This window comes from Nitrospira sp. BLG_2 (assembly GCF_049222245.1).
In genome coordinates this window covers 1-13,627 of the sequence record NZ_JBLYIG010000160.1, presented here as the reverse complement: position 1 = coordinate 13,627, position 13,627 = coordinate 1, and the positions used below count along the sequence as shown (strand labels likewise).

Here is a 13,627-nt window from a genome sequence, read left to right as displayed (position 1 = left end):
AGAGTAAGGCCAGAACCGGCCCGGATTATCGCGAGAGCAAGAAAACCATGGAGCGGCTAAAGCTCCATACGATTTGCGAGGAGGCGCGCTGTCCGAACCGCGGGGAATGTTGGAATGCCCGCACGGCGACATTCCTGATCTTGGGCGATATCTGTACCAGACGTTGCCGCTACTGTTCTGTCGAGACCGGAAGGCCGCTTCACGTGGATGAGAGAGAGCCAGGGCGCGTCGCGGAAGCGGTGCGAGCCCTCGGCCTGCGTCATGCCGTGATTACGTCGGTGAATCGTGATGAATTGCCGGATGGTGGAGCCTGGGTCTTCGCGGAAACGATTCGACAGACGAGACAGCTGAATCCGGCTTGCACGATTGAAGTGCTGATACCGGACTTTGCGGGTGACGAGCAGGCACTTGCAATGGTCTGTGCCGAGAAACCGGAGATCCTGAATCACAATATTGAAACAGTCAGTCGACTCTTCCCTTCGATCCGACCTCAGGGAAAGTATCAACGGTCGATCAATCTCCTTGCAAGGGCGAAACAGCATGGAATGAAGACAAAGTCCGGTTTGATCTTGGGCATGGGCGAGACGCTTGACGAAGCCCGAGACGTCATGCGCGATCTCCGAGCAGTCCATTGCGACATCATCACCATCGGCCAATATCTCCAGCCGACGAGGGACCATCTGCCTGTCGCCCGATTTTATGACCCCTCTGAATTCACATTGCTGAAGGAAGAAGGGCTTGTCATGGGATTCAGCCATGTAGAATCGGGTCCGCTGGTCCGCAGTTCCTATCATGCGGAGCAGCAGGTAACTGATCGGTAAACGATATCTTGGCATGCTCGAAATCTTCAGTCCCGTCTAAGGTGCGTCAGCCGCTGAGGTGTTCCTTGTTCTCTTCAATTGTTCTCCTCACGCATCCATTTTGATCTCCGGACCTTGTTCGCATATAGACAAGTAATTCGGCTTTGCGCCAGAGTGTCGCCATGCTGCAAGGCCATAGATTGATGCGGGAGCCGTCGGCATCGGCGTTCCGATCGTTGATGTGCTCAACGAGCAATGGAGGTATGCATGATCGAAACCTACTTCAGCCGATTCGTGGATCGTTCATTCGAATGGATTTCTTCATCGGGCTTACGGATTATTTTAATTATGGTCGGGATGCTGTTCTTATTTTCGCTCCTTCATCGGGTGGTGGAGCGGTTTCGTCGTCTCTATGAAAGTCGGCTGTTCGGGCCGACGGACTTGAAACGGGCCGATACGCTGACTCAAGTCATCCGGGATCTCGCTCGCGTCGTCATTCTTGGAGTGGGGGGGATGATGGTGCTCTCGGAAGTCGGAGTGGATTTGAAACCCTTGCTGGCCGCGGCCGGGCTGGGAGGCCTGGCCATCGGCTTCGGCGCCCAAAGCTTGGTCAAAGACGTCATCTCAGGGTTCTTCATTCTTCTCGAAGACTCTATCCGGGTCGGCGACGTCGTGGAGATTGCCGGGGTGAGCGGCTTGGTGGAAGAAGTGAAACTGCGGACGATCGTGCTGCGCGATGAGTCGGGGAGTATTCATGTCATTCCGAACGGCAATATCAATACAGTGAAAAACATGACTCAACTCTATTCCTATTATGTCTTCAATATCGGCGTTGCCTACCGGGAGAACGTCGATGAGGTCATGGCCTTGTTGAAGGACATTGCCGAAGAATTGCGGCAAGATGCGGAGTTTGCAGATGACATCTTGGAGCCGCTGGAGATGTTGGGCGTCGATCGGTTTGCCGATTCCGCCGTCATCATCAAATGTCGGATCAAGGCCAAACCGATTCGGCAATGGCGGATCGGCCGTGAGATGAACCGCCGGATCAAGAACACCTTCGACGTCAAGGGCATCGAGATGCCGTTCCCGCATCAGACGATCTGCTGGGGTTCGCCCAAGGATGGAACGCCGTCACCGCTCTATGTGGCGAGCGTGTCATCCGATCCGCCGGCTGTGCGTTGAGCGCGAAGGGCTAAGCTCTTCAACTATGGTCCGGTATCGACGAGGATCATCGGCGGGATTTCCGACGCAACGCGAGCTGTATGCCGCGTCGGGTGTCGGTCGAAGGCGCGATCGCATATCCGCCTGGTCCTAGATCAAGGCGACGGTAGATTTCGAACGCTGAGCGCTCTGGTTTCGATAAGTCGATAGTCACGCCTGACCACTGATTGCTCCGGTACTCACTCAGAATCTCGCAGGACCTCAACTAGCATTCTTCTGTTCTTCCTTCAATCGCTCGGCGATCCACAACTTGATCACCGATTGTCTGGTTACGCCAAGACGGCTTGCCTGAGCATCCAGTGATTCAATGATCCAACTGGGAAAATCCACGTTCACTCGTCTCTGTTCATGCCCAGGACGGCGCGCCTTAGAGAGATCAAGATGAGACATAATATCTTCCCCTTCATCAAACATCTTCTCGAGATTCTTTGCTTTCATGGTAGAGTTCCTTTTCTTCCTTCCTGGCTCTTCGGACCGAAATCAACCGGATGCGGCCTTTTCGATAAGTAAAAATGGCCGACCAGAGCTTTTGCTTGATGGCCGCCATGAGCACATACCGGGGTTCGTCTTCCGTTCGTGCCGGAATTTCAAGACGATCCTCGTCTTCCCACAGTTGTTGTGCCTCGATAAAATCGATCCCATGTTTCTCATGGTTGGCCTTGCTCTTCGCCGAATCGAACTCGAAATCCATCTGGTATAGAAAAGATACCTGCGAAGAGTCATTCGGCAAGCCAAGAAGATTTGACGCCCAATCCTTGTAAATCAGCATCCGGATTTCGTTTCCACCCTGAAAGCACACAGCGTTGTGCGATCAATGGGGTAAATCGGGTAATGTCTTGGGCGATTTCGTTCATGAACCGATCGGCGATGGTCTGGTCCTCGAAGCATTCGTACACGTCGTCGAGAAAGCCACCGCGAAGGAGCGGATGATGGAGAAACTCTGGCCCGGGACCAGTCACCACTTCAAGCGGATACTCGATGGCCTCGACTCGTTCAAGATCGAGTTTCTCCAGCCATGTTCGTCCTTCCTGCGCCGATGGCCGTTCATTCAGATATTCCTGGAATCGGTCTTGCTCGTTGGTCAGCCCTTGCTCAATCATTGCGTGATCCACTCGCTGCCACAGTGAATCGAATGTTCCATAGGACGGAAAGGTCAGAACGAGTTGGCCTCCTGGGCTGAGCCGTTCGACGAGCCCACGGACGGCCTCGAATCTATGAGGACGAAAGAACATGACGGAGAGATTGCCTGTGACGCGATCGAAAGTCGGCAGATCAGGCGGCAAGGCGCGCATGTCCGCACAGTCGAAGCGAAGCCATGGCAGTTGCGAACCTTGAATCGCCCTGGCACGAGCGACCTGACCGGCGCTGATGTCTGTCGCCAGAACTTCTCCGGTGGGGCCGACCTGCTCGGCGAGATAGAGGGCCGGAATGCCGTGACCGCAGGCGACATCAAGAATTCGCAAGCCTGGCCGAAGATCCAAGTGTTGCAGTAACGATTCGGCGAACGGTGTGGACCAATAGTCGTGTTTCGGCAGAGGCCAGCGGAGAGCATGCCTGTTCATGATGCCAAGAAGATCATGCGGGAGAGGCCAATGCGCCGGCGACGAGGACTTGTGCCTCCTCTTGAATCCGCTTCAGATGCTCCTTCCCTTTGAAGCTCTCCGCGTAAAGTTTGTAGACGTCTTCGGTTCCCGACGGCCTCGCGGCGAACCATCCGCTCTCGGTGACGACTTTCAGGCCCCCAATCGCTGCGCCATTGCCTGGAGCCTCGGTAAGCATTGCCGCGATTCGATCTTCTGCCAGTTCTGTTGCGCTTACTTGATGGGGCGAGAGTTTGGAAAGAATGGCTTTCTGTTCCGGAGTGGCCGGTGCATCGATCCGTTCGTAAACCGGCTCGCCTAATTCTTTCGTGAGGTCTCGGTATAGTTCTGATGGATCGCGGCCGGTCTTGGCCATCATCTCGGCAGCGAGAAGGTCCATGATGATGCCGTCTTTATCGGTTGACCAGACTGTGCCGTCACGACGGAGGAATGACGCCCCGGCGCTTTCCTCGCCGCCAAAGCCGAGCGAGCCGTCCAGCAGGCCGTTGACAAACCACTTGAAGCCGACCGGCACCTCAACAAGCTTCCGCTTGAGTTTTGCCGCGACGCGGTCGATCAGGCTACTGCTGACTAAGGTTTTGCCGATCCCCGTATCGGATTTCCAGCCGGCACGATTGGCGAAGAGGTAGGCAATCGAGGCGGCCAGGTAATGGTTCGGATTCATCAAGCCGGAACGAGTGACGATCCCGTGTCGGTCATTATCGGCATCATTGCCGAAGGCCACGTCGAACCTCTCTTTGAGAGCGATGAGATTCGCCATTGCATAAGGAGACGAACAATCCATACGAATCTTCCCGTCCCAATCCAAGGGCATGAACCGGAAGGTGGGATCCACAGCCGGATTCACGATCTCGATATCGAATCCATAGCGTTCGGTGATCGGTTGCCAGTAGGCCACACCTGATCCGCCGAGTGGATCGATCCCAAGCTTCAGCTCCGCGGATTTGATGATATCCACATCGACTACGTTGCGCAGATCGCTTACGTAGGCCTCAATGTAGTCGTGCTGATGAGTGGTCGATGCTTGTCGAGCCCGTTCAATCGCAAGACGTTTCACGCCTTGGAGGTTGGCCGCCAGCAGGGCATTGGCGCGATCTTCGATCCACTTCGTGGTTTGTGTATCGGCAGGGCCCCCGCTCGGCGGGTTGTACTTAATACCGCCGTCTTCCGGAGGATTGTGCGATGGTGTGATGACAACTCCGTCTGCCAGGCCAGAAGGTCGGATACGGTTGTAGGTGAGGATGGCATGCGAGATAACCGGTGTCGGTGTGTACCCATCGTTCCGGTCGATCACGACGTCGACGCTGTTGGCTGCGAAGACCTCCAGAGCTGTCACGAAGGCGGGCCCTGATAGCGCATGGGTATCCTTCCCCAAATAAAGAGGCCCGGACGTGCGCTGGGCGGCCCGATATTCGCAAACTGCCTGAGTGATGGCCACGAGATGGTTCTCATTGAAGCTTCGCCTGAAGGAAGAGCCGCGATGCCCCGATGTACCGAAGGACACGCGCTGTTCTCGGACCGAGACATCCGGTTTCTCAGCCCAGTAAGCAGACAATAATTTCTCCACATCCACGAGGATTGAAAGAGGGGCTGGTTGGCCGGCGAGAGGATGAATAGCCATGATAGATATGTAGTTCGCCTGTTAGGCCGCTGTCAACTATAGAAGGTCAGCGTAAATTGAAAGAGAATCTTACTCGTGTGGGTGTCAGGAAACAGCGGTTACCTCGGAGACTGTCTTAAGTGAGTGAGATGCGATGATTGGATTCGAGTTGATGCCTACGAGCCATGGAATTGGAGGGAGAAACCTTTATAGAACGCCGGGTTGATGGATTTCAAGTATTCGATCCGGTAAGATGCCAAGCAAGGGGATTTCTCTGTAATTTGAAGGGAGTGGTGTGTCTCAGCTTCGGCTTGCGCTCGTGGTCTTGCTCACCTTCGTGGTCTTGACCGTCACATTCCTTTCATTTTCGAGAGAGCTGACCGGCCAAGACTATTTCAAAGACTTTGTCCTGGAACAGCTTGAGGAGAGTCTGGGAAGAAAGATCGACGTACATCGCGTGAAGTTGGGGGTCTTTCCACGTGTCCGAGTGGAACTCACTGATGTCAAGATTCACGATCCTGAGTCAGAAGAGGTGATCTTGACGGCGAAACGGGTCGATCTGGTCTTGCGCCTCCTGCCGCTCCTAAAAAGACAAGTTATCGGCAAGCGATTGTTGATCGAGGAACCAACACTGACGCTTCGGCGGAACGAACGCGGTGATTGGAATATCTTGGATGAGTTGAACAGCCAGGCGGATTCGGATCAGGAAACGATGGACATGATGGCGCGGACACTCATGATCAGGGAGGTGACGCTCGTCAACGGAACGATCACGATGATTGATGCCGCCAGACCAGACGGCATTCGATCTCTCCAGTTCGATCACGTCGAGTTCAGGCTGCTGATCCGGCCTGATCGTGGCGTTGCAGATTTGCATCTGTCGGCGGCTCATCAGGGAGAATCGGGCATATCCGCTGTGTCGCTGGATGGTGTCGTCAAACGAGCGGAACCATCGGTGTCGTTATCTGGTGAAGAGACCACCGAATCTTCTACAAGATTTCAGTTTGAAGGACAGATCGACGCCGCTGACCTCAAGATACGGGACGCGGCTGACTTTCTCGGTCCCAGGCCGGTTTCTAAGCATCTTCAAGGAGCGTTAAATCTGAAGAGCACCGTCCGTGTCATGCCGGGTGTTGCCGGATATGACATGGTCCTGTCCGACATGACCGCGCACTTGAACAACATTACACTGAAAGGAAAGGCCAATCTTGCCGGCCTGCTGACTCCTCAGCCAACATTTGCCGTCACGTTCAGCAGTTCTCTCGTTGCTCTTCCTCAGCTACTGAAAACCTTTCCACCTGACTGGGTTCATCCGCAGCTTCCAGCCTTGCTGGCTGATCATCAGGTGGACGGTAAAGTGCAAGTGGTCAACGCGACGCTCACTGGATCCGCGACTACCGGTCCACAACTCTCGACGATCGGGGAGTTTCATGTCAGCGAGGGCAAGGGTTTGATCGGCAGTGATCGTGTAGCCGCGAAAGACCTCGCTGCAGTGGTGATGGTTGAGACAGGACGGGTTCGTATTGCCAAGGTAACCGGAATGTATGGGGCAATGCAGATCACCGGTGGAAAAGCGGAGGTGTCGTTTATCGACGCAGGTCCATGGTTGGAAATGGAGATTACGGGAGAGACGGAGGCAACGCATCTCATCGACTTTCTAGTGAAGACCGTGAAAACGGAACGAGTCATGCCGTTGTTAGCCGGTATCCGTGACGCTGAGGGTACGGCGCAATCGAAGTTTCGCCTTGTGGGACCGTTGAACCGGTCCGGCGGGATCGCATTTGCCGGTGGAGAGATTACGGCTCGCCAGATCAGCCTCAATCATGTGAATTTACCGGAGCGTTTGACAGGGGTACAGGGAAGGTTTGTCTTGGCCGATGGATCCACACAGTTTGATCAAGTTGTCGGACATCTTGGTGGGATCGCTGTGCAGGTTCACGGTGTCATCACCGGAGGATCCCAAGGTCAGTATCAGGATTTTGTCATTCGTGCGCGAGGCGATGCGACGCAGATGGTTCGGTTGTTTCATTTCTCGACGATCGAACGGAGTTCATTCGAGGGTACGTTCAGCTCGACGGTGGCGTTCTCTGGTTTGACGACGAGACCCCATATCCGAGGGTCCGTTGTGTTGGATGACGCAATAGTGGCGCTTGGACCGATTGCCAAGCCCGTCGGTCCTCACGCCACTGTGGAATTTGAGGGGGTTATGCCTCGGTCTACCAGCGTAAAGCTGCAGCGAGTGGAACTGATCCTTCCATCTTTGAACATTCCGGCCAAAGGAACCCTGCAGTTCGGCAATGGCTTTATGATCGATATGGCAGTGGCGACGGGTACGTTGTCGGTAGCCAGTCTTCCGGAATGGATATCTAAAGGTGGGCTTGAAGCAGGCAATATCGAAGTTTCGCTCGAGGTCAAAGGGAAAGAGCCGGATTGGAAAACCTGGCGGATGACTGGGTGGATGGGACTGACGAACGGGCTGATGCAGGCGAAAGGGGTTGATGGGCATATCCAAGATCTCTATGCCCGCGTAAAGTTTGCCCGCAACGAGATCGAATTCAAACGGCTGTCGTTTAAAGTTCAAGGGAGTGACATTGCCGTAGAAGCGACGGTTCGAAATTGGATGGCAAAGCCGATCATCACCGGCAAGATCGAATCAAACCAATTGGATTTGAACCTGTTGACTCCGAAGAGTGAACGGACTCCCGTCCGAGAATTCCTCGAAACGGTGGCGGCGACCAGTTACATCACCATGACCGCGGCGGTTGCACGTGGCCGCTACAAGCATCTGAAATTGGGTTCGCTTGTCGCTCGAATCAATATTCAGGACGGCGTGCTGGATATCGATCGGCTCTCCGGCGAGTCAACTCATGGGCACGTGGCGGGACGGCTGGTACTGCGACTGCCCCCAAAGGCCCCCGCTGATTTCGACCTGTCATTCCGAGCGACGGGAGTGGACGTCAATGATCTATTGAGGTTGGCTACTACAAAAATTCCTGCCTCGTCAGGAGAGATTCGCCTCAGCGGTTCTCTTCGCGGCCACGGGCGCAATCCACACGGCGTCTCTCCTTCTTTGAATGGGAAGATCGAGGTCCTGATGGAAAACGGGCATATCTTGAAAGCGAATGAACGGGCGGTGTGGCAAATCATTAGTTTGCTGAACCTCCCGGCCGTGTTGCAGGGAAAAGTCGATCTTGAAAATGAGGGGCTACCGTACAACAGAGTCTCTGCGACAATCATGATTCAGAACGGCTTGTTCCAGACTGAAAACTTAATCATCGATAGTCCGATTCTTAAGATCACCGCGGCGGGGAATTATGACTTACCGACGGATCAACTGGATCTTGCCGTTGCCGCGAGTCCGTTCGGATCATACTCTCAATTCCTCAAGACGATTCCACTCTTTGGGCGAATCGTTGCGGGCGATCGCAAGGGCATCGCCACGGCGATGTTTACCGTGAAGGGAGCGATGGAGAATCCCGAAGTGACCTATCTGCCGGTGAAGCATTTCTCATCCGGTCTATCGGGATTGGCTCAACTGGCGGTCGATGTGCTCACAAACACCCTCACGCTGCCGATAGACTTGGTTACGCCGAATGAAGAATCCGGAATACGACCAAAAGATGTGGCTCCATCCACGGCTCCTGCTGTGCCGTGACGAGCCTTAATTCTTAACCCGATTACCATTTCTTGACCGACCCCCGTCCCCATGTTAGCATCCGATTTAAGGTGCTGAAAATGCTGCTTGCCGACTTCGCTCTCGCATCGTTTAGAGACTCACCGTACGGCCTCGGCAAACGCCTGTTCGCGCATGCGATGAACGGGTGGGTGAATTGTTACGCTTCGCCTCAAGATACAGCCGGCTCACCATCTCGCCGGCGCGCACAAACGTGGCGTCATTTATTCGTGACGCCGTGCGCCTTGGTGGGTGCCGTCATCTCGTTGGTTCATCCATGAAACGCAGCGCGATGTCACAACCAGAGTCGGCCACACTGTTCATCGCCGCCAGCGAGCATGATTCGAATTTGTACTATGCCACGCGCTTCATGGCGCCGGATCCGTTCATCTACCTTGAAATCAAGGGTGAGCGGTTGATGGTCATGAGCGATCTGGAAATGGATCGTGCCAGGACTCAAGCCTCGGTGGATCGAGTGCTATCCTACTCTGAAATCGAACAGAGGGCGAAGAAACAGGGGATGAAGAACCCGACGACGGTCGATATCGTGCATGTCGTGATGAAAGAGTCCAAAGTCAGACGCCTGCTGGTCCCGGCGAATTTCCCCTTTATCTACGCCACGCGGTTACAGGAATTGGGATACAGTCTCAAACCGAAACGCGATCCTTTCTACGAACAACGTGTCGTGAAAAATGCGGAGGAAGTCCGATCTATCGAGCTCACCCAGCGAGCCACTGAAGATGCGGTAGCCTCGGCGCATGATCTGTTGCGACGGGCGACCATCCAGGACGGGGAGCTGTGGTTTGACGGAGAAGTGTTGACGTCTGAGCGGGTCAAGCAGTTGATCAATGTCAAACTCATGGAGCGAAACTGCGTGGCACAGCATACGATCGTGGCGGGTGGGGAACAGGCCTGTGATCCCCACAATGAAGGGAGCGGTCCGTTGCCGGCTCATCGCAGCATTATCTTCGATGTGTTCCCTCGTTCAGCGACGAGCCGCTATTTTGCCGATATGTCGCGTACGGTGATACGCGGGACGGCGAGCCCGGAACTAAAACGGTTGTATGGCGCCGTAAAAGATGCCCAGGAAGATGCCATCGGCAAAATCAAAGACGGCGCTGACGGCATGAAGATCCATCAAGGCATCTGCGCGCGTTTTGAAAAGGCCGGATACAAGACCGGCTTGGTGAACGGGCGCATGCAGGGGTTTTTTCACGGAACCGGACACGGAGTTGGGTTGGACATCCACGAAGCGCCGCGTATCAGTCGAACAGGGTCACTTCTCCAAGAAGGGCATGTCGTCACTGTCGAACCAGGACTGTATTATCCGGGGTTGGGAGCAGTCCGAATCGAGGACATGGTGCTCGTCACGAAGGACGGCTGCCGTAATCTCACCAATTTCCCCAAAGTCTTCGAGCTCGGATAGGCAACGGTTCGGACCAGACCGCTCATCTCCGCGTTTTCCCATCGAGTGAGCAGTCTCTTTTGGCACCGGGATGTCCCACGCATTTCACTTTTTGGACAACGTCGCAACAGCTGATCTGGCGTTCGATGCCTCAGGTGATTCACTCCAAGAATTATTCCAAGGGGCGACATGCGCGGTCATGGAAGCCTTGGCTGATCCCTCAACAGTGGGGTCCACGTGGCGGCAAGCGATTGAACGGACAGATGAGGATCCTGCCGAACTATTGTTCGACTGGCTCTCGGATCTCGTGTACTGGAAGGATGCGGACGGAGTAGTATTTAACAGTGCACACATCGTCCTCGTTCAACTGCCAAATGGCTTTTGGAACTTGAAGGGGTTGCTGCGGGGAGAATCGGTCAATGGTTCGACACAGGCGTTGAGAGCCGATGTGAAGGGGATCACCAAACATCTCTATCGGCTGGGCCAACAAGGAGGACAATGGACCGTGAGGGTGGTGTTGGACGTATGAAGCTGAATACCGGGATGCGGGTCAATCGGATTACTGATGAGGTGTGGGAGATCCCCGCTACCGAAAAGACCGGTATGCTGGTCCCTGCACGAATCTATGCCACCTCGGCTATTCTTCAATCGATGGACGCCGGAGTGTTCGAGCAAGTTACGAACGTCGCTTGTCTCCCTGGAATTAAACGTTACGCGCTGTGCATGCCGGACGGCCATTGGGGCTACGGCTTCCCTATCGGAGGTGTCGCCGCATTCGATGTCCGATCAGGAATCATTTCGCCCGGGGGTGTCGGCTATGATGTCAATTGTGGCATGCGCCTTATCAGAACAGATCTCACACAGGAAGATGTACAGCCACATCTTGATCGGTTGATGACCGAATTATTTCGCCGAGTGCCGGCTGGAGTGGGCGCAAGCGGGTTTGTACGTTTGAATCGCTCCTCGTTTGAACAAGTCATGACCAACGGGGCTCGATGGTGCATCGAACAGGGATTCGGCTGGCATCGCGATCTGGAGGCAATGGAAGAAAGAGGATGCATAACCGGCGCAGACCCGTCAAAAGTCAGCGATCAGGCAGTCAGTCGAGGAATCAATCAATTGGGAACCTTGGGGTCAGGGAACCACTATCTCGAGGTACAGGTGGTAGCCAGTGATCGGGTATTTGACAAAGAGACTGCTTCAACGTGGGGAATCACCGGCCACGATCAAATTGTTGTCATGGTTCACTGTGGGTCACGTGGGTTCGGCCATCAGGTCGCGAGCGACTACCTCAAGGTATTTGAACGAGCGATGCGGCGATATGGGATCTCCGTGAAGGATCAGCAATTAGCTTGCGCCCCGTTTACATCGACCGAGGGACAGGATTATTTCTCGGCCATGAACTGTGCGGCCAATACCGCCTTTGCCAATCGTCAAGTGATTACTCATCAGATTCGGGAAGCGTTTGCCGCTGTATTCGGTCGATCAGCAGAGGAGATGGGTATGGAGCTGGTCTATGACGTGGCGCACAATATCGCCAAAGTTGAGCGGTATCCGGAAGGAGAATTGGTGGTCCATCGGAAAGGTTCAACGAGAGCATTGGGGCCCGGGAGTTCCGATCTCCCGCCAGGATATCGGACGACTGGTCAACCGGTCATTTGCGGCGGTTCAATGGAAACAGGGTCCTACCTGTTGGTAGGGACGCAAAAAGCGGTGCGTGACACCTTTGCTTCGACGATGCACGGGGCTGGACGCACGATGTCCCGGGCCCAGGCGAAGAAGACTGTTCGTGGTGAGCAGATACAGAAGCAAATGAAACAGCGAGGAATCCTTGTGAAGGCGGTCTCAATGTCGGGTTTGGCGGAAGAAGCTGGAATAGCGTACAAAAACATATCCGAGGTGGTCGAGACGGTCGATCGTGCGGGCATCACAAAAACAGTGGCGGAACTCCGGCCGATCGGCAACATCAAGGGTTAGTCAACGCACGGTCTTGCAATTGTGCTGTTCGATTTTGAAATTCATTCAGCTTGAGGGGTTGAACCTGTATGAGTTTACGCATCTGATCGAAACACTATGCGGCTTTGGCTGTTCGAGATTTCGCCACTTGGCCCAGGATGTCGAGCGCGGCGATTCGGTACGCTTCGGCATAGGTCGGAAAGTTGAAGACGTTGTCGATAAACGATTCGATCGTGCTGCCGCTTTGAAGGGCTAATTGCCCAAGATGCACCAGTTCCGTGGCGAAATCGCCGACGATCTGCACTCCGAGTAGCCGCTCACCCACCGGATCAGCCACCATCTTGAGGAGGCCATGCCCGGCGCCCGATATCTGGGCGCGTGCGATTTCCTCGAACTTTGCCCGTCCGATCAATGGGTTCCGATACCGTTCCCGGGCGCCCATCTCGTCAAGACCGATACTAGCCATTTCCGGGATCGTATAGATGCCTAGTGGGATCGTCGAGGCTGCATCACCGATCGGGAGGTTGAGGGCATGGCGGACGGCGCGTCGACCGTGTTCCATGGCTTTAGACGCCAATGCCGGCGCACCGACCATGTCGCCGACGGCATAAATGTGGGAAACATTTGTTTGACAGTATTGACTCACAGGGATCACGCCTTTCTCCGAAACCATGATCCCTGCCGCGGAGAGATTCAGGTCTTCGATGTTGGCCTGTCGTCCCAGCGCGACCAGCATCTTCTCAGTATTGATCGTCGTTCCATCGCTCAGCTTCGTGACCACGTGCGCAACTTCGTCCCATTGCACCTTCTCGATATGCTGTCCGCCGAGATAATGGCCGCCTTGCTGTTCAAAGCCTTTGATGAACTGTTCGACCAGTTCTCGATCCATAAACTGAAGCGGATAGGGAGCACGATCGATCAGGGTGACTTCGACTCCCAGCAACGCAAAGATGGAAGCATATTCGCAGCCGATCACACCGCCTCCGACAACAGCCAGTGACCGGGGCAAGTACATCATGGAAAGCAGTGAGTCGCTGTCGAGGATGTGCTCGTGGTCGACGGGAATCTCTTCGGGGTTTTTCGGACGCGAGCCCGTGGCTACCACGATGATGTCGGCAGTGAATTGTTGTTGTGCTCCGTCCACGGTTTGCATTTCGATCGTGTGTTCACTTAGGAAACGCACTCGTCCGTGAAACAGTGAGATGCCGTTGCGCCGGATCTGACGGCTCATAAAAGAGTCGTGCGTACGTCGTTGAGGACTATGAGGGCAACGAGGTTCAGATGTTGGTCAGTAAGGACACCAAGCACCTCAAAGGCTCCAAGAAGCCGGGCGACTCGATCCGGGCCGAGATCACTGCAGGCCATCACGCG

11 protein-coding genes are annotated in these 13,627 nt (G+C 54.7%); 6 read left to right on the top strand and 5 right to left on the bottom strand.

Features of this window, described 5'->3' with window-relative positions:
• Positions 1-821 (top strand): lipoyl synthase (gene lipA, locus ACOSYY_RS04430; RefSeq protein ID WP_421661060.1); only part of this gene is annotated, 821 nt, incomplete at its 5' end.
• Positions 822-1,067: 246 nt separating this feature from the next.
• Positions 1,068-1,982 carry a mechanosensitive ion channel family protein gene (locus ACOSYY_RS04425; protein WP_421661059.1) on the top strand — a complete coding sequence of 305 codons (915 nt, stop codon included), beginning with the start codon at positions 1,068-1,070 and terminating at the stop codon, positions 1,980-1,982.
• 240 nt (positions 1,983-2,222) lie between these two features.
• Here ACOSYY_RS04425 and brnA read toward each other — a convergent pair whose 3' ends face one another.
• Genes brnA through pgm form a run of 4 tightly spaced genes read right to left on the bottom strand, consistent with a single transcriptional unit; the run spans position 2,223 to position 5,243 of the window.
• Positions 2,223-2,459, bottom strand: a complete 237-nt coding sequence (gene brnA, locus ACOSYY_RS04420) for a type II toxin-antitoxin system BrnA family antitoxin (RefSeq protein WP_421661058.1) — start codon at positions 2,457-2,459, stop codon at positions 2,223-2,225.
• Positions 2,428-2,790, bottom strand: coding sequence for a BrnT family toxin (locus ACOSYY_RS04415; protein ID WP_421661057.1), 363 nt, complete (start codon positions 2,788-2,790; stop codon positions 2,428-2,430). Before ACOSYY_RS04415 ends, brnA begins: the two co-directional genes overlap by 32 nt.
• The gene (locus ACOSYY_RS04410; protein ID WP_421661056.1) at positions 2,741-3,583 is read right to left on the bottom strand and encodes a class I SAM-dependent methyltransferase; all 843 of its coding nucleotides are present in this window, start codon (positions 3,581-3,583) and stop codon (positions 2,741-2,743) included. Before ACOSYY_RS04410 ends, ACOSYY_RS04415 begins: the two co-directional genes overlap by 50 nt.
• A 13-nt stretch (positions 3,584-3,596) precedes the next feature.
• On the bottom strand, positions 3,597-5,243 hold the full coding sequence (pgm, locus tag ACOSYY_RS04405; protein ID WP_421661055.1) for a phosphoglucomutase (alpha-D-glucose-1,6-bisphosphate-dependent): 1,647 nt from the start codon (positions 5,241-5,243) through the stop codon (positions 3,597-3,599).
• Between the two features lie 274 nt (positions 5,244-5,517).
• On the opposite strand from pgm, the gene ACOSYY_RS04400 reads away from it, so the two are divergent.
• From ACOSYY_RS04400 to ACOSYY_RS04385, 4 genes are all read left to right on the top strand, one after another.
• The gene (locus ACOSYY_RS04400) at positions 5,518-8,877 is read left to right on the top strand and encodes a YhdP family protein (protein WP_421661054.1); all 3,360 of its coding nucleotides are present in this window, start codon (positions 5,518-5,520) and stop codon (positions 8,875-8,877) included.
• A gap of 310 nt (positions 8,878-9,187) precedes the next feature.
• Entirely contained in the window at positions 9,188-10,321 is a 1,134-nt protein-coding gene (locus ACOSYY_RS04395) for a M24 family metallopeptidase (protein ID WP_421661053.1), read from the top strand.
• Between the two features lie 70 nt (positions 10,322-10,391).
• Positions 10,392-10,829 carry an archease gene (locus tag ACOSYY_RS04390; protein WP_421661052.1) on the top strand — a complete coding sequence of 146 codons (438 nt, stop codon included), beginning with the start codon at positions 10,392-10,394 and terminating at the stop codon, positions 10,827-10,829.
• Positions 10,799-12,277, top strand: a complete 1,479-nt coding sequence (locus tag ACOSYY_RS04385) for an RtcB family protein (protein ID WP_421661051.1) — start codon at positions 10,799-10,801, stop codon at positions 12,275-12,277. The genes ACOSYY_RS04390 and ACOSYY_RS04385 overlap by 31 nt, the downstream gene beginning before the upstream one ends.
• 94 nt (positions 12,278-12,371) lie before the next feature.
• On the opposite strand, the gene ACOSYY_RS04380 is transcribed toward ACOSYY_RS04385, so the two are convergent.
• On the bottom strand, positions 12,372-13,487 hold the full coding sequence (locus ACOSYY_RS04380) for an FAD-dependent oxidoreductase (RefSeq protein ID WP_421661050.1): 1,116 nt from the start codon (positions 13,485-13,487) through the stop codon (positions 12,372-12,374).
• Positions 13,488-13,627: the final 140 nt, after the last annotated feature.

Excerpts from the sequence above, each read along its gene's own strand:
- ACOSYY_RS04425 (WP_421661059.1), top strand. The coding sequence starts at position 1,068 with ATGATCGAAACCTACTTCAGCCGATTCGTGGATCGTTCATTCGAATGG.
- pgm (WP_421661055.1), bottom strand. The coding sequence starts at position 5,243 with ATGGCTATTCATCCTCTCGCCGGCCAACCAGCCCCTCTTTCAATCCTC.
- ACOSYY_RS04380 (WP_421661050.1), bottom strand. The coding sequence starts at position 13,487 with ATGAGCCGTCAGATCCGGCGCAACGGCATCTCACTGTTTCACGGACGA.
- brnA (WP_421661058.1), bottom strand. The coding sequence starts at position 2,459 with ATGAAAGCAAAGAATCTCGAGAAGATGTTTGATGAAGGGGAAGATATT.
- ACOSYY_RS04390 (WP_421661052.1), top strand. The coding sequence starts at position 10,392 with ATGTCCCACGCATTTCACTTTTTGGACAACGTCGCAACAGCTGATCTG.
- ACOSYY_RS04415 (WP_421661057.1), bottom strand. The coding sequence starts at position 2,790 with ATGCTGATTTACAAGGATTGGGCGTCAAATCTTCTTGGCTTGCCGAAT.
- ACOSYY_RS04410 (WP_421661056.1), bottom strand. The coding sequence starts at position 3,583 with ATGAACAGGCATGCTCTCCGCTGGCCTCTGCCGAAACACGACTATTGG.
- ACOSYY_RS04385 (WP_421661051.1), top strand. The coding sequence starts at position 10,799 with ATGGACCGTGAGGGTGGTGTTGGACGTATGAAGCTGAATACCGGGATG.
- ACOSYY_RS04395 (WP_421661053.1), top strand. The coding sequence starts at position 9,188 with ATGTCACAACCAGAGTCGGCCACACTGTTCATCGCCGCCAGCGAGCAT.